Origin of the sequence: Kribbella sp. CCNWLW201 (genome assembly GCF_037203805.1) — a bacterium.
Lineage (GTDB): Bacteria > Actinomycetota > Actinomycetes > Propionibacteriales > Kribbellaceae > Kribbella.
The window spans coordinates 1,774,350-1,796,095 of the sequence record NZ_JBBCBQ010000001.1 but is presented as its reverse complement, the minus strand read 5'-3'; the positions used below and the strand labels follow the sequence as shown (position 1 = coordinate 1,796,095).

24 protein-coding genes are annotated in these 21,746 nt (G+C 67.7%); 12 read left to right on the top strand and 12 right to left on the bottom strand.

Features of this window, described 5'->3' with window-relative positions; genetic code table 11:
* Window positions 1-63: 63 nt before the first annotated feature.
* Window positions 64-603, top strand: coding sequence for a DinB family protein (locus V9K99_RS08680; RefSeq protein ID WP_337322893.1), 540 nt, complete (start codon window positions 64-66; stop codon window positions 601-603).
* Here the strand turns inward: V9K99_RS08680 and V9K99_RS08675 are convergent.
* The 6 genes from V9K99_RS08675 to V9K99_RS08650 form a co-directional block, all read right to left on the bottom strand.
* Window positions 558-2,774, bottom strand: coding sequence for a glycoside hydrolase family 31 protein (locus V9K99_RS08675; protein WP_337322894.1), 2,217 nt, complete (start codon window positions 2,772-2,774; stop codon window positions 558-560). The genes V9K99_RS08680 and V9K99_RS08675 overlap by 46 nt on opposite strands.
* The gene (locus V9K99_RS08670; protein ID WP_337322895.1) at window positions 2,775-3,851 is read right to left on the bottom strand and encodes a glycoside hydrolase family 15 protein; all 1,077 of its coding nucleotides are present in this window, start codon (window positions 3,849-3,851) and stop codon (window positions 2,775-2,777) included.
* Between the two features lie 20 nt (window positions 3,852-3,871).
* Entirely contained in the window at window positions 3,872-5,122 is a 1,251-nt protein-coding gene (locus V9K99_RS08665; protein ID WP_337322896.1) for an ABC transporter substrate-binding protein, read from the bottom strand.
* 13 nt (window positions 5,123-5,135) lie between these two features.
* Window positions 5,136-5,948, bottom strand: a complete 813-nt coding sequence (locus V9K99_RS08660) for a carbohydrate ABC transporter permease (RefSeq protein ID WP_337322897.1) — start codon at window positions 5,946-5,948, stop codon at window positions 5,136-5,138.
* Window positions 5,941-6,879: a carbohydrate ABC transporter permease gene (locus V9K99_RS08655; RefSeq protein ID WP_337322898.1), complete on the bottom strand. Its 939-nt coding sequence runs from the start codon at window positions 6,877-6,879 to the stop codon at window positions 5,941-5,943. The genes V9K99_RS08660 and V9K99_RS08655 overlap by 8 nt, the downstream gene beginning before the upstream one ends.
* A gap of 76 nt (window positions 6,880-6,955) precedes the next feature.
* Window positions 6,956-8,149 carry an ROK family transcriptional regulator gene (locus tag V9K99_RS08650; protein WP_337322899.1) on the bottom strand — a complete coding sequence of 398 codons (1,194 nt, stop codon included), beginning with the start codon at window positions 8,147-8,149 and terminating at the stop codon, window positions 6,956-6,958.
* Between the two features lie 325 nt (window positions 8,150-8,474).
* On the opposite strand from V9K99_RS08650, the gene V9K99_RS08645 reads away from it, so the two are divergent.
* Together V9K99_RS08645 and V9K99_RS08640 are read left to right on the top strand one after the other, a co-directional pair.
* A complete protein-coding gene (locus V9K99_RS08645) occupies window positions 8,475-8,765 on the top strand; it encodes a hypothetical protein (protein ID WP_337322900.1) in 291 nt (96 codons plus the stop codon).
* A gap of 41 nt (window positions 8,766-8,806) precedes the next feature.
* Window positions 8,807-9,961 (top strand): epoxide hydrolase family protein, encoded by a 1,155-nt coding sequence (locus tag V9K99_RS08640; RefSeq protein WP_337322901.1) that lies wholly within the window; start codon window positions 8,807-8,809, stop codon window positions 9,959-9,961.
* Between the two features lie 51 nt (window positions 9,962-10,012).
* Here the strand turns inward: V9K99_RS08640 and V9K99_RS08635 are convergent, their stop codons facing one another.
* A complete protein-coding gene (locus tag V9K99_RS08635; RefSeq protein WP_337322902.1) occupies window positions 10,013-10,570 on the bottom strand; it encodes a hemerythrin domain-containing protein in 558 nt (185 codons plus the stop codon).
* Between the two features lie 74 nt (window positions 10,571-10,644).
* Between V9K99_RS08635 and V9K99_RS08630 the strand changes: the two genes are divergently transcribed.
* Window positions 10,645-11,271, top strand: coding sequence for a DUF2461 domain-containing protein (locus tag V9K99_RS08630; protein ID WP_337322903.1), 627 nt, complete (start codon window positions 10,645-10,647; stop codon window positions 11,269-11,271).
* A 2-nt stretch (window positions 11,272-11,273) separates the two neighbouring features.
* On the opposite strand, the gene V9K99_RS08625 is transcribed toward V9K99_RS08630, so the two are convergent.
* On the bottom strand, window positions 11,274-12,146 hold the full coding sequence (locus V9K99_RS08625) for a helix-turn-helix domain-containing protein (protein ID WP_337322904.1): 873 nt from the start codon (window positions 12,144-12,146) through the stop codon (window positions 11,274-11,276).
* Between the two features lie 452 nt (window positions 12,147-12,598).
* Here V9K99_RS08625 and V9K99_RS08620 point away from each other — a divergent pair, with 452 nt between their 5' ends.
* Entirely contained in the window at window positions 12,599-12,790 is a 192-nt protein-coding gene (locus tag V9K99_RS08620; protein ID WP_337322905.1) for a hypothetical protein, read from the top strand.
* The gene (locus tag V9K99_RS08615; protein WP_337322906.1) at window positions 12,787-13,005 is read left to right on the top strand and encodes a hypothetical protein; all 219 of its coding nucleotides are present in this window, start codon (window positions 12,787-12,789) and stop codon (window positions 13,003-13,005) included. Before V9K99_RS08620 ends, V9K99_RS08615 begins: the two co-directional genes overlap by 4 nt.
* 205 nt (window positions 13,006-13,210) lie before the next feature.
* Here V9K99_RS08615 and V9K99_RS08610 read toward each other — a convergent pair whose 3' ends face one another.
* Entirely contained in the window at window positions 13,211-13,444 is a 234-nt protein-coding gene (locus tag V9K99_RS08610) for a DUF397 domain-containing protein (RefSeq protein ID WP_337322907.1), read from the bottom strand.
* 523 nt (window positions 13,445-13,967) lie between these two features.
* Here V9K99_RS08610 and V9K99_RS08605 point away from each other — a divergent pair.
* Entirely contained in the window at window positions 13,968-14,795 is an 828-nt protein-coding gene (locus tag V9K99_RS08605) for an SAM-dependent methyltransferase (RefSeq protein ID WP_337322908.1), read from the top strand.
* A 55-nt stretch (window positions 14,796-14,850) separates the two neighbouring features.
* Here the strand turns inward: V9K99_RS08605 and V9K99_RS08600 are convergent, their stop codons facing one another.
* Both V9K99_RS08600 and V9K99_RS08595 read right to left on the bottom strand, forming a co-directional pair.
* Window positions 14,851-16,338, bottom strand: coding sequence for an FAD-dependent oxidoreductase (locus V9K99_RS08600; RefSeq protein ID WP_337322909.1), 1,488 nt, complete (start codon window positions 16,336-16,338; stop codon window positions 14,851-14,853).
* Between the two features lie 28 nt (window positions 16,339-16,366).
* The gene (locus V9K99_RS08595; protein ID WP_337322910.1) at window positions 16,367-16,801 is read right to left on the bottom strand and encodes an SRPBCC family protein; all 435 of its coding nucleotides are present in this window, start codon (window positions 16,799-16,801) and stop codon (window positions 16,367-16,369) included.
* A gap of 133 nt (window positions 16,802-16,934) precedes the next feature.
* On the opposite strand from V9K99_RS08595, the gene V9K99_RS08590 reads away from it, so the two are divergent.
* From V9K99_RS08590 to V9K99_RS08570, 5 genes are all read left to right on the top strand, one after another.
* Window positions 16,935-17,411 (top strand): Hsp20/alpha crystallin family protein, encoded by a 477-nt coding sequence (locus V9K99_RS08590; RefSeq protein WP_337322911.1) that lies wholly within the window; start codon window positions 16,935-16,937, stop codon window positions 17,409-17,411.
* Window positions 17,412-17,423: 12 nt separating this feature from the next.
* Window positions 17,424-18,068, top strand: a complete 645-nt coding sequence (locus V9K99_RS08585; protein ID WP_337322912.1) for a hypothetical protein — start codon at window positions 17,424-17,426, stop codon at window positions 18,066-18,068.
* A 15-nt stretch (window positions 18,069-18,083) separates the two neighbouring features.
* Window positions 18,084-18,467, top strand: a complete 384-nt coding sequence (locus V9K99_RS08580; protein WP_337322913.1) for a hypothetical protein — start codon at window positions 18,084-18,086, stop codon at window positions 18,465-18,467.
* Between the two features lie 186 nt (window positions 18,468-18,653).
* Window positions 18,654-19,388, top strand: coding sequence for a sigma-70 family RNA polymerase sigma factor (locus V9K99_RS08575; protein WP_337322914.1), 735 nt, complete (start codon window positions 18,654-18,656; stop codon window positions 19,386-19,388).
* 113 nt (window positions 19,389-19,501) lie between these two features.
* Window positions 19,502-20,272, top strand: coding sequence for a hypothetical protein (locus tag V9K99_RS08570; RefSeq protein ID WP_337336378.1), 771 nt, complete (start codon window positions 19,502-19,504; stop codon window positions 20,270-20,272).
* Here the strand turns inward: V9K99_RS08570 and V9K99_RS08565 are convergent.
* Window positions 20,269-21,723 carry an alpha/beta hydrolase gene (locus tag V9K99_RS08565; protein ID WP_337322916.1) on the bottom strand — a complete coding sequence of 485 codons (1,455 nt, stop codon included), beginning with the start codon at window positions 21,721-21,723 and terminating at the stop codon, window positions 20,269-20,271. The genes V9K99_RS08570 and V9K99_RS08565 overlap by 4 nt on opposite strands.
* Window positions 21,724-21,746: the final 23 nt, after the last annotated feature.

The following is a 21,746-nucleotide window of genomic DNA, read 5'->3' as shown; positions in this document are numbered from 1 at the left end:
GACGCGGCGATCCGTGGAAATCTCGTGCACTAAGTACGGTCCGTCGTGGGCAGACTGGGGGAGGTGACGGGGTTTCCTGAGGTGGCGGTTGCCGAGCGGTCGATGCTGGAGCAGTTTCTCGACTTCCACCGGGCGGGGGTGGTGCGAACGCTCGACGGGGTGACGGACGAGGAGGCGGCCGACCGGGTGCTCCCGGCGACCGACCTGACCGTCGGCGGGATCGTGAAGCACCTGGCCGCGATGGAGGACCTTTGGTTCAGCCACAAGTTGCTCGACGCGCCGAGTGCGGAGCCGTGGCTGTCGGCACCATTCGGCCAGGATCCCGACTGGGAGTTCCATTCGGCGGCGGACAACTCGGTGACCGAACTCCGGGACCTCTATCTCAGCGCGTGCGACGCCAGTCGCGGAATCGTCGCCCGGCTCGAGTCACTCGACGTACAGGCGGCGCGGGCTTCGTTCGGGGACAAGCTGGTGAGCCTGCGGTGGATCTACCTGCACATGATCGAGGAGACCGCGCAGCATCGCGGTCACCTCGATCTGTTGCTGGACGCGATCCGTCAGAAGAAGTCGCGGACCGTCGGCCAGGCGGCGGTGCGGCAGTAGACCGGGACGATCTCGAGGGGGACGCCCCGCGTCACCAGGCCGCTCGGCACGGAGGCGCCCGTCCAGACGTCGATCCAGTCGCCGTCCGGGAGGTACGTCGTCCACGTCGAAGCGCCCGGAGTCAGGACGGGGTTGACCAGGAGTTCGTCGCCCAGGAGGTACTGGTACGGGTGGTTCCAGATCTCCGGGTCGTCGGCGTGGTCGAAGAACAGCGGTCGCATCAGCGGGCGGTCCGTGGTGACCGCTCGGGCGGCCTGTTCGCTGAGGTAGGGGACGAGCTTCTCGCGGAGTACGGCGTACTGGCGGAAGACCGGGATGACTCGGTCGTCTCCGGTGGTCTCTGCGACGTGCCACGGGGCGCGATCGCGGAGCGGGAGCTGGTGGTGGTTGAACTCCGAGTGGTACTGCATGATCGGCATGAAAGCCGACGCGGCGGTGGCCCGCAGGTACAGCTCGGCGTCGGGCACCGGGCCGGAGAAGCCGGCCAGATCCCAACCCCAGTAGACGATTCCGCACGAGGCCGCGGTCAGGCCGGCCGTGACGGACGAGCGGAACGCGTCCCAGGTGGAGTCCTCGTCGCCGGCCCAGAAGATGCCGTGCGCCTGCGAGCCGGTGAAGCCCGCCCGTGAGAACGTCACCGGCGCCTTCCCGGCCGAACGGAGGAGATCGCCGAACGCCCGCGCGTAGTGCACCGGGAACAGGTTGTTGCCCTCGTCCCCGCGACGTCCGTCGGCGTACCGGAGATCGTGACCCCAGGCGTGCTCGCCGCCGTCGGTCTTGAACCCGTCGACGTCGAAGTCCTCGACCAGGTAGCGGCGTTTCTCGGTCCACCAGTCGCGGCTCCGCTGCACGGACAGATCCGGCATGAGTGCCTGCGGGAACCACCATCCGCGGTTGTGGTACGCCGTACCGTCCGCCTCCAGTACGGCGTACCCGTCCCGAACCATCGCCTCGGCGTCGGCCGCGACCTGCCCGGTGTCGAACTCCGACTTCTGCAACGGGATCTGCCAGAGGATCACCTTGATCCCGCGCCGGTGCAGCTCGTCGATCATGGCCTTCGGCGACGGCCAAGCACCGCCGGCCGGGTAGGTGAAGTCGCTCGCCTTGTGCGCGCTGCCGTCGGGCGTCACGTCGTACTGCGCGTCCCGCCAGATGGTGATGCCTTCCTCGTCACTCCACGCCTCGATCACGACGGCGCCGACCGGGATATCGAGGTCGCGATGCGTGTCCATCCGTGCCATCACAAGTTCTTGCGTGTTCCACTCGTTGCCGGAGGCCCACAACCGGAACACCCACGACGGCAGCTCCTCGGCCCGCCCGACCTCGTCCAGGAAGGCGGTCAGCACGTCCGTGGGCGATCCCTCGTAGATGCCCAGGTCAACGGTCGGGTCGTCGCCGAGGGCAACTTCCACGGTCAGGGCGGTGTCGTCGGACGAGAACCAGGTACGACGCGACGTCCGCACGTGGAATCCCCATCCGTTGCCGTCGGCATTCACCACATGCGCGAACGGCATCGGCAGATACGTCCGCCCGTGTACGCCCTGCGACTTGTACTGCTCGAACACCACCGCGTCGAGGTCCCGCCCCCGCTGATCCAGTACGTCGTACCGCTCCCCGAACCCCACCAGTCGATCCCCAGCCCGCAGCGGGAGAGTGAGCCGGCACCGGTGAACCCCGTCAGCCGATACAAGCCACTCAACACCCCGCACCCGGTCCCCGCCGCCGCGAACTTCACCACCCTCACTCACCCAGCTAGCCGGCGCCACCTCAAACCACACGGTGACTTCCACCTCGCCCGCCGGTCCGCCCTCTTCGGCCGCGCCGCCGATCCCGGCGGCGCCGGATGCCTTGTAGGCGCGGAAGCGGTAGGTCACTGGCTCTGTGACCGGAGGCGTCTCCACAGACCAGCCGCCATCGGCTCCCAGCGACTTCGCCTGGGCCTCGCTCAGGTGTCCCTCGCCGCCTGCGAGTGCAGCCGCGTCAGCGGCCGTGTCCTGCGCCGGCGACATCTCCAGCGACGTCGTACCCCACTCGCAGACGACCCGGGCGACGTCGGGGGAGGCGACCACACCCAGGCGGACCGGGGTGCCGGCCAGCGGGAGGACGGGGACGCGTTGGTCGGGGGAGGAGGCGTAGGGGTGTTCGATGCCGTGGGGGCGATGGGTGATCATTCAGGCCGCCTTGCCGGTGATGCCGAGCTCGTCGGCGAGGATCAGGTACATACCGTGCGACCAGAGCAGCGGGCTGGCCACGGTTCCCCAGCGCGCGATCCACTCGTCGCGCGATCCGGGATGCAGCAGGTGATGCGGCACCTGTTCCGGCAGATCACCGGCGTCGTCCGCCTGCGCCGCGATCCAGCGCAGGTGCCGCCAAGCGCCTTCGGTGTCGCCGGCAACAGCAAGGTTCCAGCCGAGCAAGGCCGACAACAGAATCCACTGCCCACCGCCGTAGAACACATCAGCCGTGAACCGATGGACCCCACCATCGACATCCAGGTCCCGCTGCACCGCCTTCAGCGTGGCCGTGGCGACCTCACCCGACACCAGCCCGAACGGTACGACGCACGCCGGCAACGATCCGTCCACCGCCGGTGATCCCAGCCACTTGGTCAGATGACCGTCCTGGATGCCCTGCGCATCGACCAGCGCACGGATGCTCGCGGCAACAGTCTCCACGGGTGCCGACGTATACGGGCTGATGGCAACCAACCCGCCGTGGATCGCCCCGAGGGTGGAGACATGCCGGTGCTCGACATGCTCCTCCCACCAGTCGTAACACGGCCGGTCCCAGAACGCGACCAGGTAGTCCACGGCAACGTCGATCCCACCCCTCCACCGCTCGAGATCGAGCCCGTGCCGCGCCGCATGTGTCACCACCGACCACAACCACATCCCATAACCGTCGGTCTGGAAATCCCACCAGGGATCCGACCCGTCCGCCCCGTCGAACGTGAACCTGGTCGGCAACATCGCCGAGTCGTCCGGCACCTCACCCCGCGCAACGGCCGCACACAACTCATCCACCTGCCCGCGCCGCCCCCGCAACACCCGATCCACCCAGTCATGAAACCGACCCGCCGACCGGACATCCCCGTACCGCGAAACCCCCTCCGCAGTAAACGCCCCATCCCGCAACCACGCATACCCCTTGTACGCCGAAAACGTAGGCGCCGCCGGATAGGCCCCACCGGCATCCTGATGCCCGGTGATGACTGCGTGGCTGTGTTCAGCCAGCGCACGCAGTCGCATCACATCCACTCCCGACGCAATCACTTCTTCAGGAGGCCGTTCACCTTGGTTTGGGCGTCGGCTAGTGCCTTCTCGACCGTTTTGCGGCCGGCGGCGGCGGAGGTTAGTTCCTGGGTGACCAGGTCCTGCATCTCCTGCTGGCGTTCGACGACCGGCGGGAGCACGGTCTCGTCCAGGGCGGTGAAGACGGCCTCACGGTTGGCGGGCTTCGGCTGCTGCAGATACGGCGCGAGCTTCGCCTCGTCCGCGACCGGCGGCAGCTCCCACGACGTGGCCAGCCGGGTCTTGGTGGTGTCGTCCGACGACGCCAGGAAGGTGATCCACTTCTGCGCGGCCTCGGTGTTCTTCGACGCGGCGTTGACCACCAGCCCGTTCACGAACATCGCCGACGCCTTCCGCGTGTTCCCCGGCTCGACCACGACATCCCAGTCGAACTTGGCGTCCGCCAGCGCCGAGAACATCCAGATCCCGGTGTGCCACATCGCCAGCTTGCCGGACTTGAACAGCTTCGAGTCGAAGTCCGGCGTACCGGCACCGTCCGCCTCGGTCGGCATCGTCTTGCCCACCTTGCCGATCAGGAACTGCGCCGCCTCGATGCCCTGCGGCGAGTTGAACGTCGCCTCGGTCCGGTCCGCATTCAGGAACTCGCCGCCGTTCTGCGCGAGCACCTTGTAGAACTCGTTGTACGACACCGGCTGGTAGTCGCCCCACACCTTGGCGCCCTTGTTGGTCAGCTTGGCCGCCGCGGCCTGCTCGTCCTTCCAGGTCCACGACGCGGTCGGCTCGGCCACCCCGGCCTGCTTGAACAGCGTCTTGTTGTAGAACAGCACGACGTTCGAGAACGATTCGGGGACGCCGTACTGCTTCCCGTCCGAGGTGAACGCGTCGTACAGGGACTTCTTGTAGACCGACGAGTCGACGTTCTGCAGCTCCGCGAGTGAGCCGTTCTTGGCGTACGTCACGAAGTTCTCGTAGTTGAGCTCGAACGTGTCGGCCGCCGTACCGCCGGCGACCGCGGTCTGCAGCTTGGTGAAGTAGTTGGCGTACGGGACCGTCTCGACCTGGACGGTGATGTCCGGGTTGGCGGTCTGGAACGCGTTGACGATCGCGGTCAGGTCCTTCTCGTGGCCGTCGTTGGCGGAGAAGTTCATGTACCTCACGACCGCCTTGCCGTCCGGCGCCGCGGCCTCCTTGGTCGCCGACCCCTGCCCGCAGGCAGTCAGCGCGAGCAAGCCGGCCAGACCGGCAGCCGCAAACTTCAGTGAACGCATGGTGGTTCCCCTCCTACTTGATACCGGTGTGTGCGACACCGGCGATGATGTGGCGCTGCGCGAGCAGGTAGACGATCGCGATGGGCACGATCGAGACGACGGAACCCGCCATCACGACGTCCCACTGGGTGGTGAACTGGCCTTGGAGCGTGGCCAGCCCGAGCGGCAGGGTCATGAACTCCGGCGACCGGATCACGACCAGCGGCCAGAGGAAGCTGTTCCAGCTGCCCATGAACGCGAACACCGCGACGGTCGCGAGCGCGGGCCGGATCAGCGGCAGCACGATGGTGGTGAAGATGCGCAGGTGCCCGGCCCCGTCGATGGTGGCCGCCTCGTCCAGCTCGGCCGGTACGGCGGTGACGGCCTGCCGGAGCAGGAACACCCCGAACGCGGACGCGATCGTCGGCGCGAGCAGAGCGAAGTACGTGTCCTGCAGGTTGAGCGTCTTCATCTCGATGAACAGCGGTACGACGAGCACCTGCAGCGGCACCATCAGCGTCGCCAGGTAACAGCCGAAGATCACGTTCTTCAACGGGAACTGCAACCGGGCGAACCCGTACGCCGCCATCGACCCGGTGATCAGCTGCAACACCGTCGAGGCGATCGCGATCAGCAGCGAGTTGACCAGGATCCGCCAGATCGGCATCGCGTCCAGCAGGGTGCGATAGGCGTCGAGCGTCGGATTGTCGACAATCAACGTCGGCCCGTCGGCCAGTGATCCTTCCGGCGTGATCGAGGTGATCACGGTCCACAGGAACGGGAACAGCATGATCGCCGCACCCACCAGGACGGCGGCGTACCAGAAGATCCGGCGCGGCTCACGCATAGTGCACCCACTTCCGCTGGCCGCGGATCTGGATCACGGTGATCACCAGGATCAGCGCGAACAGGATCCAGGACAGGGCGGACGCCTCACCGGCGCGTCCGTACCGGAAGGTGAGGTCGTAGATCTGCCCGACCACTACCTGGCTCGACCCGGACGGCCCGCCGGCGGTCATCACGTACACCTGGTCGAAGACCTGGAAGCCGTTGATCAGTGATATCACCACCACGAAGAGGGTCGACGGCGACAGCAGCGGCAGCGTGATCCGCCAGAACCGCTGCCACGCGTTCGAACCGTCCACGGTCGCCGCCTCGTAGACGTCGGTCGGGATCGACTGCAGCCCGGCCAGCAGGATCACCATCACGAACCCGAGGTCCTTCCACGCCGACGACAGGATCACCGCGGGCAGCGCCCAGTGCGGATCTGTCCACCACCCCGGCTCCGGCAAGCCGATTGCCCCGAGCAACTGGTTGACCAGGCCATTGGTCGGATTCAGCAACCACTTCCAGACCAGCGCGACCACCACCCAGCTGGTCACGACCGGCAGGAAGTACGTCGCCCGCAGAAAGGCCCGGCCCTTCAACTTCTGGTTGAGTGCGAGCGCCAGTCCGAGTCCGCCGACGTACACCAGCGGGAGATAGCCGGCGACGTAGATAAGCGTGTGCAGGAAGACCCGCCGCGTCATCGGATCGGTCAGCAGGTTCGCGTAGTTGTCGAGCCCGACCCACTCCATCGGCGAGATCAGGTTCCACTTGTGCAGGCTGACCCACAGGCTGGACACCATCGGCACCAGCGTGAAGACGAACAGCGGGATCGCACTGGGCAGCAAGAAGAACAGCACCCACCCGAGCTTCTTCCAGCCCAGTCCCCGCCGCCCGGAGCTCTGCCGGGTCGCGTTCCGCGACTCCGGTCGGCTCAACGTCGCCAGACTCATCGACGTCCTCGCTTCGCTCCGGGCGCCGATGAGGCACAAGGTACGCAGTGTTCGATGATGAACTCGCTGCGCTCGTTCATGATGCCCCCAGGCGGGCGCGGACCAGGCGGCTCTGCTCGCCTCCGTTGCCCGTCGAGTCGAACGGCGACGCCAGCACGAGCGATGCCGCGCCGCGGGCCCACTGGTCCTCCGTCCACGGCTCGACCACCAGTGGCACGTCTTTGCGGGCCGGTAGCAACGATCGCCGGAACGACGGCTCGAACCCGGGCTCCCAGAACTCCCATCCGTCCACTCCTTCGCCGAGCAGTACGACGACCTCCGGGTCGACGGTGTGGATGACCCCGGCCAACGCCCGCCCGAGCAGCTCACCCGCCTCCGCATAGACCGCACGCGCCGCCTCGTTGCCCTTGGTTGCCGCGCGCAACAAAGCGTCGATCGACCTGATCCCGCAGCGGTCCTGCGCCGTACGCGTCAACCCTTCGGCGCCGATGTACGCCTCCAAGCACCCGGTCGACCCGCACGTGCACGGTGGTTCCTCGCCATCACGCGACGCCCACACGGGGATGTGGCCGATCTCGCCCGCGCCGCCGTTGGCGCCGCGGTAGATCCCGCCGTCGACGACGATCCCGCAGCCGATACCACGCCCGATCGTCACCACCAGGTACGCCGAATGGTCGCGGCCGATCCCGTACAGTCGCTCGGCCGCGGCCAACGTGTTCACGTCGTTGTCGACCAGTACCGGCGTACCGATGGCCTGACGCAGGACCGGACCGACCGGCGCGGCCCGCCAGGACAGCGTGGGTGCGTCGACGATCCCGGACGCCTGCGAATCAACAGATCCCGGTACGCCGACGCCGACGCCGAGCAACCGGTCATCGAGGTCGGCGACCTCGGCCGCGAGAATCCGGCCGAGCTCGGGGATCGCGTCGCTGCTGCCGGGGTCGTACGGGTGTGAGTGCGTGGACCGGACCGTCCCGTCGAGCTCGACGGTGACAACGGCGACGTGATCGGCGGTGACCTTGGCACCGATCGCGACACCCGCCTGGCTGACCAAACCGAGCAGGCGGGCCGGGCGGCCGCCGTTCGACGGCACCGACTCGAGCTCCTCGACCACGCCACGCGCGATCAGGTCCTTCGTCACCTGGGTGACGGTCGCCGGGCTGAGGCCGAGACCGCGCGCGATGTCGGTCCGGGACGTCGGTCCGCGGGTCCCCAGCAGCGCGACGATCCCGGACGGCACCAGGTCGCCCCGTGGGCCCTGACCAGTCACGAACACCTCCGGCGAGAGACTTACTTCGGCACTAAATTTAGTGCAAAAGTAAGCACCTGCCGAGCAGCCCTGTCAAGACGTCGAAACCACCGACCACAAGCCGTGGCGATTCGGCTACGAAGGAGGTACGTGATCGGCGCCACGTCGCGCTTTGAGACGATCGTCACGCCAGTCATGTCCTGAGTAAGGACTGTGTGAAGAATCGATGCTGACCGCCAGATCGGGTGTGGCTGATCCGGCGCCGGACCGTAAGTTCGATCAGGGTGGTCAGTCGAGGGTCAGGAGTGGACGAAGTGCAACGGGGCTCACGGGGCGTGCCGTCGGCATGCCCACGATCAGCGGCGCCTGGATCGTCGTGACGACGCTGAACAAGATTCTCGCCATCGCCGGAGTGGCCATCGTGCTCGGCGGGGTGCTCCTCGGCTTCCGGTCGGTCTCGGCCGGCGGCACGGACTGCGGTTCCGCCTTCCAGCCGGCCGCGGGCCTGACCCCGATGGCGTGCGACAACGCTCTGAACGGGGCCGGCACGCTGGTGACCATCGTGATCAGTGCGGGCGTGCTCTGCCTGATCGCCGCGGCGGCCGTGAAGGTCGTCCGCGACAAGGTCAGCGCCTGAATTCAGGTGCGGTACGGCGGCTGCCACGGCAGGCTGCCGGAGTGAGTATCGAACCGTTCCGGCTGGACGTGCCGGACAGCGACCTGGCGGACCTGCGCACCCGGCTGGAGCTGACCCGCTGGCCGGACGAGTTGCCCGGCGTCGGCTGGGCGTACGGCGTACCGAAGGACTATCTCCAGGACCTGGTCGCGTACTGGCGGCACGACTACGACTGGCGCAAGGCCGAGGCACGGCTGAACGAGTGGCCGCAGTACACGACCACGATCGACGGCGCGAACGTGCACTTCGCCCACCTCCGGTCGCCCGAGCCGGACGCGATTCCGCTGATCCTCACCCACGGCTGGCCCGGGTCGATCGTCGAGTTCGCCGACGTCGCCGGACCGTTGTCCGACCCGCGCGCGTACGGCGGCGATCCGGCCGACGCGTTCGACCTGGTGATCCCGACCATCCCGGGCTTCACGCTGTCCGGGCCGACCCGCGAGCCCGGCTGGGAGTTCATGCGCGTCGGCCGGGCCTGGTCTGAGCTGATGACCCGGCTGGGCTACGACCGGTACGGCGTCCAAGGCGGCGACTGGGGTGCCGCGATCTCCCGTGAGGCCGGGCGAATCGACCCGCGGGTGATCGGCGTACACCTCAATCTCATCCCCGGCGCAGGTGCGATCTCCGAGCCGACCCCGGAAGAGCTGGAGCCGCTCGACCCGGCCGAGCGTGAACGCACCTGGGCCTCCTGGCGCCGGCAACAGCTGTTCTCCAAGGAGAAGCAGGGGTACGCCGATCTGCAGTCGACCCGCCCACAGACGCTGGCCTACGCACTCACCGACTCACCGGTCGGCCAGCTGGCCTGGATCGCCGAGAAGTTCGAGGAGTGGGCGGATCCGGCGAGCACCGTCGACCGCGACCTGCTCCTCACCAACGTGATGCTCTACTGGCTCACAGGTACGGCAGGATCCTCTGGACGCATCTACTACGAGCGCACGCACGCGCCGTACTGGGGCCGGCCGGCGGAGCCGTCGACGACCCCGACCGCGATGCTGGATCTTGCCCATGACAACTTCATCCCGCTGCGCCACCGGGTGGCCGGCACGGACAACATCGTCCGCTGGACCAGCCACCCGCACGGCGGCCACTTCGCTGCGCTCGAACAACCCAAGGTCCTGACCGAGGACGTCCGCGCGTTCTTCCGAACGGTGCGTTGAGACCCGCGGTGCGCCGGCATGCGCCAGGTTGTTGCCGGCGCACCTGATCGGTCAGCTCTCGGCTTCCTTCTCGAGCTTCTTCTTCAATTGGTCCTTGCTCAGCCCCGACGTACCGGAGACATCCGCGTTCTTCGCCTGCTGGGCCAGGTCGTCCCGGGTCATGTCACCGGGCTGCTCGCCGAGGTGTTGCTTGCGGCTGGCAACGAACGCCTCGCCGAGCTGCGCCCGCCGTTCGTCCGACAGACCGGCACGCATCCCCGGCAGCACCTTCGTCTCTTCCTCCTCGACGTGGTGCGACACCGCATCGACCAGGTTCTGCAGGGCTTTGTCGAAGGCGGGCGACTCCGGGTCGGTCTTCGCGAGCTTCGCCAGCAACTGGTCGGCCTCGATGTGCTCCTGCTGACTGTGCGAGACCTCCTCCTTCTCACCGGCCTCGGCGGCCGCGACCGGGTAGACCTCGGCCTCTTCGGCGCGGCTGTGCGCGGTCAGTAGCGTGGTGAGCACGGGGAGCAGATTCGGACGCTTGTCCGGATTCTCCTTCAGCTCGTCGAACAGTCGCTCGACCTCTCGGTGGTCCTGCATGATCAGATCGACAACGTCCGCGGGCATCGCATGTCCTCTCGAATGGGTCCTACTGGTGCCCGCCCCCGGTACCCCGCGATTAACCGAACTATCGTGAGGGCATGAGTTTTTCCGGGTTCCCGGCGGCTGCGCTGGACTTCTACGACGACCTCGAGATGGACAACTCCAAGACCTTCTGGACGGCCAACAAGCACGTCTACGAGGAGTCGGTCCGCGCCCCGATGGCGGCACTGCTGGCGGAGCTCGAGGAGGAGTTCGGTGCGGCGAAGATGTTCCGGCCGTATCGCGACGTCCGGTTCGCCAAGGACAAGACGCCGTACAAGACGCATCAGGGTGCGTTCATCGATGTCGCTCCCGCGACCGGGTGGTACGTCCAGGTCTCCGCGCCGGGCGTCCGGGTGGCGGCGGGTTTCTACGAGGCGAGTTCGGAACGGCTCGGCCGGGTGCGGACGGCGATCGACGACGACCGCCGCGGCAAACAACTCGAGCGGCTGCTGGCCGACCTCACCGCGGCTGGTTGGACGGTTGGTGGTGATCGGCTGAAGACGAGCCCGCGCGGCTACGACCCCGAGCATCCCCGGATCGAACTGCTCCGGCACAAGTCCCTGACGGTCGGCAAGTCCTACGGCTTCGAGCCGGTGATCCACACCCCGGAGCTCGTCGAGCACGTCCGCGCCGACTGGCGGGCGACCAAGCCGCTGATCACCTGGCTGACCGACAACAGTTGACGTCAGTCGTCGTACGAGCGCAGGATCCGGGCGAGGATGTCGCGCGTCTTGTTCGGCGGCGGGGCCGCGACGCACAGAGCTTCCATGGTGGCCGTGTACCGGTCGAGGTCCTCGAGCTTGTCCAGGTAGAGCGCACTGGTCAGGTGCTCGATGTAGACGATGTCGGGCAGGTCCTGCTCGGGGAAACGCAGGATGCTGTACGCACCACCGGTCGCGGCGTGACCGCCGCCGTCGAACTCCATCACCTGGAGCGTCAGGTTCGGCAGGTGGGTCGCCTCGAGCAGATGCTCCAGCTGCAGGCGCATCGCCTTCACCCCGCCGATCGGCCGGCGCAGCACCGACTCGTCGACGACGGCCCACAGGCGCACCGGGTCGGGCCGGGTGAGGATCCCCTGCCGGTTGACCCGCAGGGCGACCCGGCGCTCGACCTCGTCGGCCGGGATCAGGCCGCGGCCGAGCTGTACGACGGCGCGCACGTACTCCGGTGTCTGCAGCAGACCCGGGATGAACTGCGGCTCATAGGTACGGATCAGCTGGGCGGCGGACTCGAGGTCCAGATAGGAGTGGAACCAGCTCGGCAGTACGTCGCCGAAGCGGTGCCACCAGCCGGGGTTGTTCGCGTCGCGGGCGAGCGCCAGCAGCCGTTCGCGCTCCTCGCCGTCGTCCAGGCCGTACAGCGTGAGGAGGTCGCTGACGTCGCGCTCCTTGAAGCCGACGCGACCGAGCTCCATCCGGCTGACCTTGGATTCCGACGAACGGATCTCCCAGCCCGCGTCGGAGCGGGTGATCCCCGCCGCCTCCCGCATCCTCCGCAGGTGCGCTCCGAGGATGATCCGGAGCGCAGTCGGCCCGCTCTGCGCGCCCGACTCTGACACACCCACCTCCCACAGCCCCCAGCAGCTCAGATCAGCGGCGACACCTCGCCCGCAGGGAGACATCATCGCACGGACTACCGGCAATCTGCCGAAGTTCTTACATAAGCGATCTGCAGGCGAATCGCCAGTCACGGAGCGTAGTACTGAACCGGTCAGCCAATCCACATTTGTCATGACAAAGACGCCTCCCCGAGAGTCGTCGAACACCGTTCGACAGACCTCGAGGAGGACGTTCCCAGGCGGAAAACCAGGTTTTCGGGTCACGAAGTGGAAAACGTGCGGATGCACGTGCATCGGGCGCTTGCATTCGTAGCGTGCCGACGCCATGATTGATTCATGCACAGAAGGTGAGCTGAATCTCGCGAAACGTGACATCGCGTGATCCGGCAGGCCGGTCCTACAGACCGCCGGCGGCGCAAGCGCCGGCATGACTGGTTGGGGAACCCGAGTCGATGAATGACGACGACAGTGAGGCACCCGAGCGCACCGCCGACGTGAGCGGCCGCGCGCCCGACGAGCTGACCGAGCGGGAGATCCAGGAACTGGTTGCGCGTTGCCCTGAGCAACAGCGCTGGGCCTTCGAGGGCTGGTTGCGCGGTGTCCGTCACCTCGACGGTGACCCGATCGTGAGCCTGGCCCCATGACCACCGAGCGAGCAGTAGGAGGCCGAAAGATGGTGCGGATCTGGCTGGGAGACCACCTGATCGCCGAGTACGTCGCCGAGCCCGACCGTGCCTCGCGGTACCAGCGGGTGATGACGCCGAAGTTCACCGGTTTGCGAATCACCGTTGACAATGCGGCCGGCGGTGCTGCGTCCGAGCTGCCGAGCGAGCAGCTCTGGCCGCTCACCGTTCAGTAGTCCGCACCTGCCCCAAATAGCAGCAAGGCCGACCCTCGCCGGAGGGTCGGCCTTCGTCGTTCTCTGACAGCCGGGTACGGCGCTCGACAGCCGCAACCTGAGTAGGCGGTGCAGCTAGAGCCGCAGCGCCCTACAGGAGAACTGCGGACAGAAAGAGGCCCCTTCGCCACTCGCCTGGCGAAGGGGCCTCTCGCTTACCGGTCTTTCAGGCGAGGTCGTCGAACTCGCCGTCGTGAACGCCGCCGAGGAACGCTTCGATCTCGGCTTTGGTGAACACCAGCGCCGGGCCGTCGGTGTGACGCGAGTTCCGCATCGCCACGCCGCCGCCCGGAAGCTTCGCCACCTCTACGCAGTTGCCGTTCGGCCCACTCCGCTGACTCTTCCGCCAGATCAGCTCGCTCATCGCGTCGCCGGGCATGCCGTTGTAGACAGCAGTCATCAGCTGCACCTTCCGTACGTCTTTGGCATATGCACGTGCATTTGGCCTTGCATTTGCATCGTACACGTTTGGGGGCGATGTGTCCGCTCCGTTACGCGGCGTGGCCGAACACGCTGTGATCACCGCGAGTCGTCGCCCGTCGTGACCGTTTTCCGGCGGTACGGCGGTCAAAGCCGTCCACCGGCCCGCGATCGGATCAGCCGGCTGTCCCGGGGGGCTCGTCGCGGCAGCACATCGCCGTACTCGAGCACGCAGTACTCAAGGAGACGCACTACTACTGACGTCCGTGGTGATTGGGGGGTTGTGTGACGGGGAAGGTTGTCGGTGGAGTTCCTGCAAGCGACTGATTTGTCAGAACCTGCGGGTGATCCGAAAAGGCTTCTCTGCTTGACGAATCAGGCACTTGGGCATGGACTGAGGCCGACTTTCGGACCAACACACCCGCAGCGCCGAACCAGTGCTCCAACAGGTCCACAACTGCCCTACGATGACTCCAAGATTCCCCGACACGAAGGCTGCGCCGATGGCGACTTCCGACGCTCCGGATCCCAACCCGGAGTTCGACACTTCCCAACCGACCATCGCTCGCGTCTACGACGCCCTGCTTGGTGGCAAGGACAACTTCGCCGCCGACCGGGAAGGCGCGGCGCTCTACCTGAAGTACGTCCCGGACGCCGGTCGCTGCGCGATCGAGAACCGGGAAGCGCTCGTCAAGGGCGTGCAGTACCTGGCCCGCACGGCCGGGATCGACCAGTTCCTCGACATCGGCAGCGGTCTGCCGACGCAGAAGAACACCCACGAGGCGGCGCAGGAGATCAACCCGAACGCCAAGGTCGCCTACGTCGACAACGACCCGATCGTGCTGGCGCACGGCCGGGCGCTGCTGGCCACCAACAACAGCACCATTGTGGTGACCGCGGACCTGCGTCAGCCGCAGGAGATCCTCGACAACGAGGACATCAAGCAGCACCTGGACTTCAGCCGTCCGATCGCGCTGATGGTCGTCGGCCTGCACATGCACTTCCACGACGACGAGAAGCCGGACGAGTGGGTCCGGACGCTGATGAACGCGCTCGTCCCGGGCAGCTACCTGTTCATCACCGACTTCGTCGACACCGGTGAGCCGCTGCAGAAGGGGATGGAGCGGGCCGGCCTGGAGAGCCTCGGCAACGGGTGGATCCGGACCCCGGAGCGGATCGAGCAGCACTTCCTGGGCATGCCGATCATCCCGCCGGGTGTGGACTTCCTGGCCCGCTGGTTCCCGGAGGACCCTGATGGCGACGTCCCGGCCGCCGAGGACCTGCAGCCGTACCAGCGAATCCTGATGGCGGGTATCGCCAAGAAGGTCTGATCGCGAGCGACCACGAAGGCGCGCGTCCCATCCCGGGACGCGCGCCTTTCGCATGTCACTTGCGTGGCGGGAGCGGCTTGGTGGTCGGCCCGTCGAGAACCGCTCCGGTGTAGCTGAAGCGGGAGCCGTGGCAGTTGCAGTCCCAGGTGGTGTCGGCCGGGTTCCATCGCAGCGGGCAGCCGAGGTGGGTGCAGACCGGGTGGACGGTGTGCAGTTCGCCGTCGTGATCGCGATAGGCGCCGACGGTACTGCCGTCGTCGAGCGTCAGCAGGCCGCCCTGGCCGACCTCGAGGTGGTCGAGTCCGCCCTTCAGTCGTTCCAGGTGTCCGGACGCGAACTCCTTGCCGACGTGGAGGTTGTCCTTGACCAGTTTCGCCACCGCTTGTACGTCACCGATGCGACCGGCGTCGTACAGGTTGGCCGAGGGGTTGTCGCGGTCGAGGATCAGGTCCCGGAGGATGCCGGCGGCAACCGTTCCGTTGCTCAGTCCCCACTTGTGCATGCCGGTGGCAACCAGCATCGGTGTGCCCGGTGCCTTGCCGACGAAGGGGAGCAGGTCGGGGGTGCTGTAGTCGTGGGCCGACCAGCGGTACTCCGGTACGGCGTCGAAACCCCACACCGCACCGACCCAGTCGACCAGGTTCTGGTAGGTCGCCTCGGGGTCGTCCTCGTCGTCGCTGCCGACCACGATCAGCCCGGTCGGGCCGCCGCCGGGCCACGGGCGGGTGGATCGCACCGGTGAGTCGACGGAGATCGCCATACCGGGCGGTGCGTCGACCGGCAGCCGTACGGCGATCCCCTGCGACCGGCTCGGCCGGGTGCGGGCGAAGTACCCGCCGGTGAGCCCGATCGGCAGCAGGGTCGCGACGACCCCGTGGTTGGCGCGGACCAGCGGGCCTAGGGCGGTGACCGCCTGGATGTCGTGGTCGGTGTTGAGTTCGGTCACCCGGCTGTTCTCGAAGATCCGGCCGCCGGCCTGGGTGAACGCCGTGGCGAGACCGGCCAGGTAGCGGGCCGGATGCAGCTGGAGCTGATCGTCGAAGCGAACGGCCTCGGCGATCTTCACGGGCAGGCCGAGTTCCTCCGGGTCGACGAAATGGGCCGGGAGTCCGAGCGCGGCCGCGACATCGGCCTCGCGGCGCAGCGGTGAGTCGGGTATGGCCGAGTAGACGAAGGCCGGCGTACGGGTGATTTCGCAGTCGATGCCGAGGCGGTCCACCAGCTTGGCGACTTCCTCGACGGCGGCCTGGTTGGCGGTCGCGTATTGGCCGGCCTTGCCGGGGCCGTGGCGGTCGAGGAGGTCGGCGTAGATCGCGCCGTGTTGCGAGGTGACCTTGCCGGTGGTGTTACCGCTGGTTCGGCCCCCGACACGACCGGCTTCCAGCAGTACGACGTCCGCGCCTTCCTGCTGGAGGTACAGCGCGGTGGTCAGTCCGATCACGCCACCACCGACCACTACTACGTCGGCGTGCTTGTCAGCGCGGATCCCGTCGTACTCGGGGATCGTCGCGGTCGCCAGCCATACGGATCCTTGCGTCGTCATGCGAATCCGGTACCCGCGCCGGCCGATCTCAGTGGTGTCTCTCGGCCAGGAAGGCCAGCCGGCGGAGGGTCTCGTGGTTGCGGGCTCGTAGGAGCGGGTCGATCAGGCTGGGCGGGACGGCGGCCGCGGGTCCCTTGACGGCCTGCTCGCGCATCACCAGGTGGCAGTCGCCGGCGCGGTCGGTGGCGACGAACTCGACCTGGCCCTCGCCGGTCGGCCAGGCGCGGACGCGGAGCTGTAGGAAACGCAGCGGCTCGTACTGCTGAACGGTCGTGGAGTCGTCGATCACGAACGGCCAGATCCCGACCGAGTGGTGGAGGCTGTGTCCGGGCTGCGGGAACCCCTCCTCGACGTCACGGACCCGGCACGCTCCGACGACCCAGGCGGCGTACGTCCACCCGTCCGTCAGGATCGCGAACACGTCGGGTACGGGCGCCCGGATCAACCACTCGTTCTCTGTCATGCCGCCGCCGGTACCCAGGCGGATGTGGTGTCAACGGATTGGTGACACAGATCTTGTCAACGGATCGATGACATGCTAGACAATGAAGTGCGTATTGACAGCCGAACTGTCGATGCACCAGGAGGTGGAAACGATGTTGATGCGCACTGACCCGTTCCGGGAGTTCGACCGGCTGGCTCAGCAGTTGACCGGCGCGGTGTCGCCGGGGACGTGGTCCCGGCCGAGCCCGATGCCGATGGACGCCTACCGGTCGGGCGACGAATACGTGATCGTGTTCGACTTGCCCGGCGTCAGCGCGGACGCGATCGACCTCGACGTCGAGCGGAACGTGCTGACCGTGAAGGCCGAGCGCCGTCCGGCCGCACTGGACGAGGGCGTCGAAATGCAGGTCGCCGAGCGGCCGCTCGGGGTGTTCTCGCGGCAGCTGTTCCTCGGCGACACCCTCGATGCCGACCGGATCAGCGCGTCCTACGAGAACGGCGTCCTGACCCTGAAGATCCCGGTCGCGGCGCAGGCCAAGCCACGCAAGATCGCGATCAGCGGCGGCGAGGCCGGTAGCCAGACGGTGGCCGGCGACACAGTCGAAGACACCAAACAGATCGACGCCTGAACAGGAGCTCCGATGCCGCAGCCCGACGCAACTGACCGCACTCCGGCGGCGGCTCTGGAGTTCCTGGTGGAGGTGCTGGGGAAGCTGCCCTCCGCCCCGAACGTCCCCGGGGTGGAGGACGCTTCCGCCGCGGACGAGGTGCTGGAAGCGCTGGTGCTGCTACGTGAATTGCGGACCCGGTTGAGCGACTGGGAGCCGCGGTTGATCGAGGCGGCCCGGTCCGCGGGCATCAGCTGGATCCAGCTCGCACCCGCTCTCGGCGTCACCAGTCGGCAAGCAGCCGAACGCCGCTATCTTCGGCTCAACCCGCATGCGTCCCAACCGGAGCTGAACGGAGAGCAGCGGGTGCGGGCCGCCCGGGACCAGCGGGCCGGCGACCGTGCCGTCGCGGTCTGGGCCCGCGACAACGCGGCCGACCTCCGGCGGCTGGCCGGTCAGGTCGCGGCGCTCGACGGGCTGGAGGGACAGGCCCAGGCGAGTGTCGACGCCGTACACGATGCCCTCGGCAACAACGACTCGGCGGCACTGCTCGGACCGCTCGCGGCCGCCGGGGAGCAACTCAGCAAGGACCACCCGGCGCTGGCCGACCGCATCTCCGAGATCGGCGCCCGCACCGACGAGGCCCGCCAATCAGGACAGGACCGCCGCAACCGCTGACGGGGAGGTTGACTGATGAAACTGCTGTTCGAACTTCGCCCGGTCGAACACCTGGAAGCCAGCGTGGACTACTACCGGGATCTCGGCCTGGAGCCGATCGCCTGGCCCAGCGACGACAGTGCTCTGCTCGGGGCACGCGGCCGCCAACCGACCATCGCCCTGGTCAGAGACCCCGCCGAGGGCGCGCTCGGGCCCGGCGGCGTGTACGACGTCGGTGACATCGACTCGTTCTTCGCGGACCACCGTGACCTCGACTGGCTGCTCAGCCCGGCGGACAGCCCGCTGGGCCGGTACGCCGTCTTCGCCGACCGGACCGGGACCGCGATCCGGCTCCTCGACCCGGCGCCGGGGGAGCGGGCCGCCGCGGGAGACGCCGAACGCAGGCTGGCCCGCGCCTGAGGCGCATGACATCTGCCTGGTTGGGTACAGGGTCCAGGCAGGAATGACCGTGGTCCAGATACGTGCCACGCCGTGACGACGAGTCGCGAGGTCATACCCATGGTTACCGGCATTGCCGATCAAGTTCCTGTCCACTGTTCGACCGCGGCCGATCGGGCCGCGCGAGAAGCGGCCACCCGCGCACTGATGGAGCGCAGGGCCGCCAGCACCGACGAAACCGAGCGGCAGCAGTTGCTCGAAGAGGTGGTCGAGCTCAACATCGAAATGGCCCGCGGCATCGCGCGCCGGTTTCGCGGCCGCGGCGCCGAGGCCGACGACCTCGAGCAGGTCGCGTATCTGGGCCTGGTGAAGGCCGCCCACCACTACCGACTCGACACCGGTACGCCGTTCATCGGGTTCGCGATCCCGACCATCCGCGGTGAGGTGAAACGCTACTTCCGCGACTGCGCCTGGACCGTCCGGATCCCGCGCCGGCTGCAGGAGATGCAGGGCACCATCGCCACCAAGCTGCCGTTGCTCGAGCAGCAGCTCAACCGGGAGCCGACCCCGGTCGAGATCGCCGACTACCTGGACGCCGACGTTGCCGAGGTCGAGCAGGCGCTGGCCGCCAGGGGCTGTTTCAACGTGCTGTCCCTCGACCGGCCGGCCGACATGGACGCCGACCTGACCCTGGCCGATGTCGTCGCCGACGTCGAGGACACCAGCATCGACCAGTTGGAGACGGTGGAGATGCTGCAACCGGTGCTGGAGGAGCTCGGCCCGCGCGAGCGCCGCATTCTGGAGTTGCGGTTCGTCGAGGGCTGGACCCAGTCCGAGATCGGCCGGGACATCGGCGTCAGCCAGATGCAGGTCTCCCGCGTCCTGCGGAAGATCCTGGACGACCTCCGCGACAAACTCGCCCCGCTCCCGGTCGCCGCGTAACGCCGCCCACCCGGCTCTCGTTGCCCCGGTCAACCGCCGACTCGCGGACACTGGTTGTCACGCTCGGTGTGGGCTACCTGCACAATTGGGGGAGAGCGAGGGGATGGAGTCGGGTGGTTTTGGCGTTCCGGATGATCAGGACGGTGCCCGCGGATGCGGTGGCCATCGTGCGGTCGTACCCGCCGATGGTGGTGTGTTTCGCGGCCGCGTTGACCGGGACAGCCCTCGTTTTCGATGTGTTCTACCTGGTGGCGAGCCCCGGGCTCACGCTGGCGCTGGTGTACACCGTGCCGGTGCTGGCCGGTCTGATCGCCGGTCTGGTCGCGGTGGCCGACGACGTCGGGCTGGAGCGGGCGGTGCTGCTGCGCACGGTCGGGGTGGCGGTCGCCTTCGGCCTCACCAACGCCATGGTGGTCGCGATGATCGCCGCGATGCGCCGTACCGATCCGTCGAACTGGTCGGCCGGCGGACAGGCCGTGCTGTTCGCCGGCTGCACGGTGGTGGCGGTCGCGATGGCGATCGTTGCCTGCAGCAAGCTGATCGACGCGCTGGGCATCGAGCTCCGGACCAAGCTCCCGCGGCGACCGGTCCGTGCACCGATCGCCGCGGTGGCAGTGGCGGCGCCCGCGCCGCGGGTGAGCAAGGAGTCGGCCGCTCGGGCCAAGCCCGCGCCGGTCCAGCCGCCACCGCCACCACCTTCGCCGGACGATGAGGAGACCATCCACATCTTCGTTCCGCCACCGCCGAAGATCGTGGATCTCGACGAGGCTCGTCCGGTCGTTTCGTGGAGCGAGTCCACCGGCCACGCCGACCGCCTGGTTCCGCGTCCACGCCGTTCGACGTCCCGTCGGGCCAACAAACCCGGCAAGCGCCCGGGGACCTAGCAGGTCTGGTCGGTCGCCGGGAGCCGGCCGCTGAGGAGATACGAGACGACTCGGTCGTCGACGCAGTCGTTGCCGTACTCACCGAAGATGCCGTGCTTGCGGGCGTTCTTGAGGGTCAGCAAGCGGGTCTTGGTCAATCCCTTCTGCAGTTGCGCGGCGTTCGCGTAGATGGCGCGCGGGTCACCGTCGGCGGCGACGATCAGAGCCGGCTCCTGGTTCGCGATCGTGGTCGGCGGCTCCTGTGGCTGCACCGGCCAGAAGGCGCAGGGGGAGATCATCCGGGTGAGCGCAGCGAAGTGCGGTTCCTCGCGCCGGTGCTTCTGGATGTCGCGCCAGTAGACCTGCGGATCGCGAGGCACGGCCCGGTCGCCACACGCGATCGCGGTCATACCGCTCACGAGCTGCGACAGCGCCGGCGTCAGCAATGCGTCGAGGAACCCGCCGAGGTCGGCACCCGGTTCAACCGGTCCGTTGGTGGCCTTCAGCAACGTCTGCACGAAGCTGGTGTAGAGAGCCCGAGCCGGATCACGGTCGTCGGCCAGCGGTCCGAACAGCACCATCGGCATGGAGCTGTCGTCGAGTGTGTGCTTGCCGATCCGCAGTCCCTTGCCGGCCGCCACTTGATAGATCCGATCGACCTTCGCCAGCACTTGGTTGGTCGTCGTACCCAACTGGTACGTCGAGTGTCGCGCGGCCGCCCAGGTCGCCCAGTCCCGCAGCGCGGCCTCGTTGGCCGGGCCCACGTCGCGCAGGAGCTGTGGGCCGTAGGTCGCCGGATCCATCGGCCCGTCCAGGACGACGCGATTCGTGCGGCCGGGGAACAGCTGCAGGTAGACCGCGCCGAGGTAGGTGCCGTAGGAGTAGCCGAGGTACGAGATCTTGTTCTCGCCGAGCGCGATCCGGACCTGGTCGATGTCCCGGGCGGTGTTCCGGGTGTTGACGTACTGCAGTACTGACCCCTCCTCAGCACCACACCTCGCCGCTATGTCAGCCTGCAGCCGCGTTGCTCGTTGGTACGACGACCGATCGCTGCCGCCGGACCACGGCCAGCCCGCGACCGGCAGCTTGCAGTCCACCGGCGTACTGCGGCCGACGAACCGTGGATCCAGTCCGATCAGGTCGTACCGCGTCCCGGCCTCCTTCATCGTGTCCCGCAGCCGTAACGGCATGCTCAGCCCGGGCCCACCCGGTCCGCCGTCGTTGAGCACCATTGCGCCGATCCGGTCACCCTTCGCCTTCAGCCGCGACATCGCGATGGTGATCTTGGGCCCGTCCGGGCGGCTGTAGTCCAGCGGCACCTCCAGCTCACCGCACTCCGCCTCGGCTTGATCCAGCTTGGCTCCCTCGGCGTCTGCCTCGTTGAGCTGACAGTGGTGCCATCGAATGGCGGGTGGTTCTTCCGTGGCAGCTGTCGTACCCGACAGCAGCGCCAGCACCAGTAGCAGTTTCATCGATCCTCCTCGAAGTCACTGCT

Coding starts and splice junctions, on each gene's coding strand:
- V9K99_RS08590 (WP_337322911.1), top strand. CDS start 16,935: ATGTTGATGCGCACTGACCCGTTCCGGGAGTTCGACCGGCTGGCTCAG.
- V9K99_RS08575 (WP_337322914.1), top strand. CDS start 18,654: ATGGAGCGCAGGGCCGCCAGCACCGACGAAACCGAGCGGCAGCAGTTG.
- V9K99_RS08675 (WP_337322894.1), bottom strand. CDS start 2,774: ATGATCACCCATCGCCCCCACGGCATCGAACACCCCTACGCCTCCTCC.
- V9K99_RS08660 (WP_337322897.1), bottom strand. CDS start 5,948: ATGCGTGAGCCGCGCCGGATCTTCTGGTACGCCGCCGTCCTGGTGGGT.
- V9K99_RS08605 (WP_337322908.1), top strand. CDS start 13,968: ATGGCGACTTCCGACGCTCCGGATCCCAACCCGGAGTTCGACACTTCC.
- V9K99_RS08580 (WP_337322913.1), top strand. CDS start 18,084: ATGAAACTGCTGTTCGAACTTCGCCCGGTCGAACACCTGGAAGCCAGC.
- V9K99_RS08615 (WP_337322906.1), top strand. CDS start 12,787: ATGACCACCGAGCGAGCAGTAGGAGGCCGAAAGATGGTGCGGATCTGG.
- V9K99_RS08655 (WP_337322898.1), bottom strand. CDS start 6,879: ATGAGTCTGGCGACGTTGAGCCGACCGGAGTCGCGGAACGCGACCCGG.
- V9K99_RS08665 (WP_337322896.1), bottom strand. CDS start 5,122: ATGCGTTCACTGAAGTTTGCGGCTGCCGGTCTGGCCGGCTTGCTCGCG.
- V9K99_RS08610 (WP_337322907.1), bottom strand. CDS start 13,444: ATGACTGCTGTCTACAACGGCATGCCCGGCGACGCGATGAGCGAGCTG.
- V9K99_RS08600 (WP_337322909.1), bottom strand. CDS start 16,338: ATGACGACGCAAGGATCCGTATGGCTGGCGACCGCGACGATCCCCGAG.
- V9K99_RS08630 (WP_337322903.1), top strand. CDS start 10,645: ATGAGTTTTTCCGGGTTCCCGGCGGCTGCGCTGGACTTCTACGACGAC.
- V9K99_RS08635 (WP_337322902.1), bottom strand. CDS start 10,570: ATGCCCGCGGACGTTGTCGATCTGATCATGCAGGACCACCGAGAGGTC.
- V9K99_RS08585 (WP_337322912.1), top strand. CDS start 17,424: ATGCCGCAGCCCGACGCAACTGACCGCACTCCGGCGGCGGCTCTGGAG.
- V9K99_RS08620 (WP_337322905.1), top strand. CDS start 12,599: ATGAATGACGACGACAGTGAGGCACCCGAGCGCACCGCCGACGTGAGC.
- V9K99_RS08670 (WP_337322895.1), bottom strand. CDS start 3,851: ATGCGACTGCGTGCGCTGGCTGAACACAGCCACGCAGTCATCACCGGG.
- V9K99_RS08565 (WP_337322916.1), bottom strand. CDS start 21,723: ATGAAACTGCTACTGGTGCTGGCGCTGCTGTCGGGTACGACAGCTGCC.
- V9K99_RS08595 (WP_337322910.1), bottom strand. CDS start 16,801: ATGACAGAGAACGAGTGGTTGATCCGGGCGCCCGTACCCGACGTGTTC.
- V9K99_RS08645 (WP_337322900.1), top strand. CDS start 8,475: ATGCCCACGATCAGCGGCGCCTGGATCGTCGTGACGACGCTGAACAAG.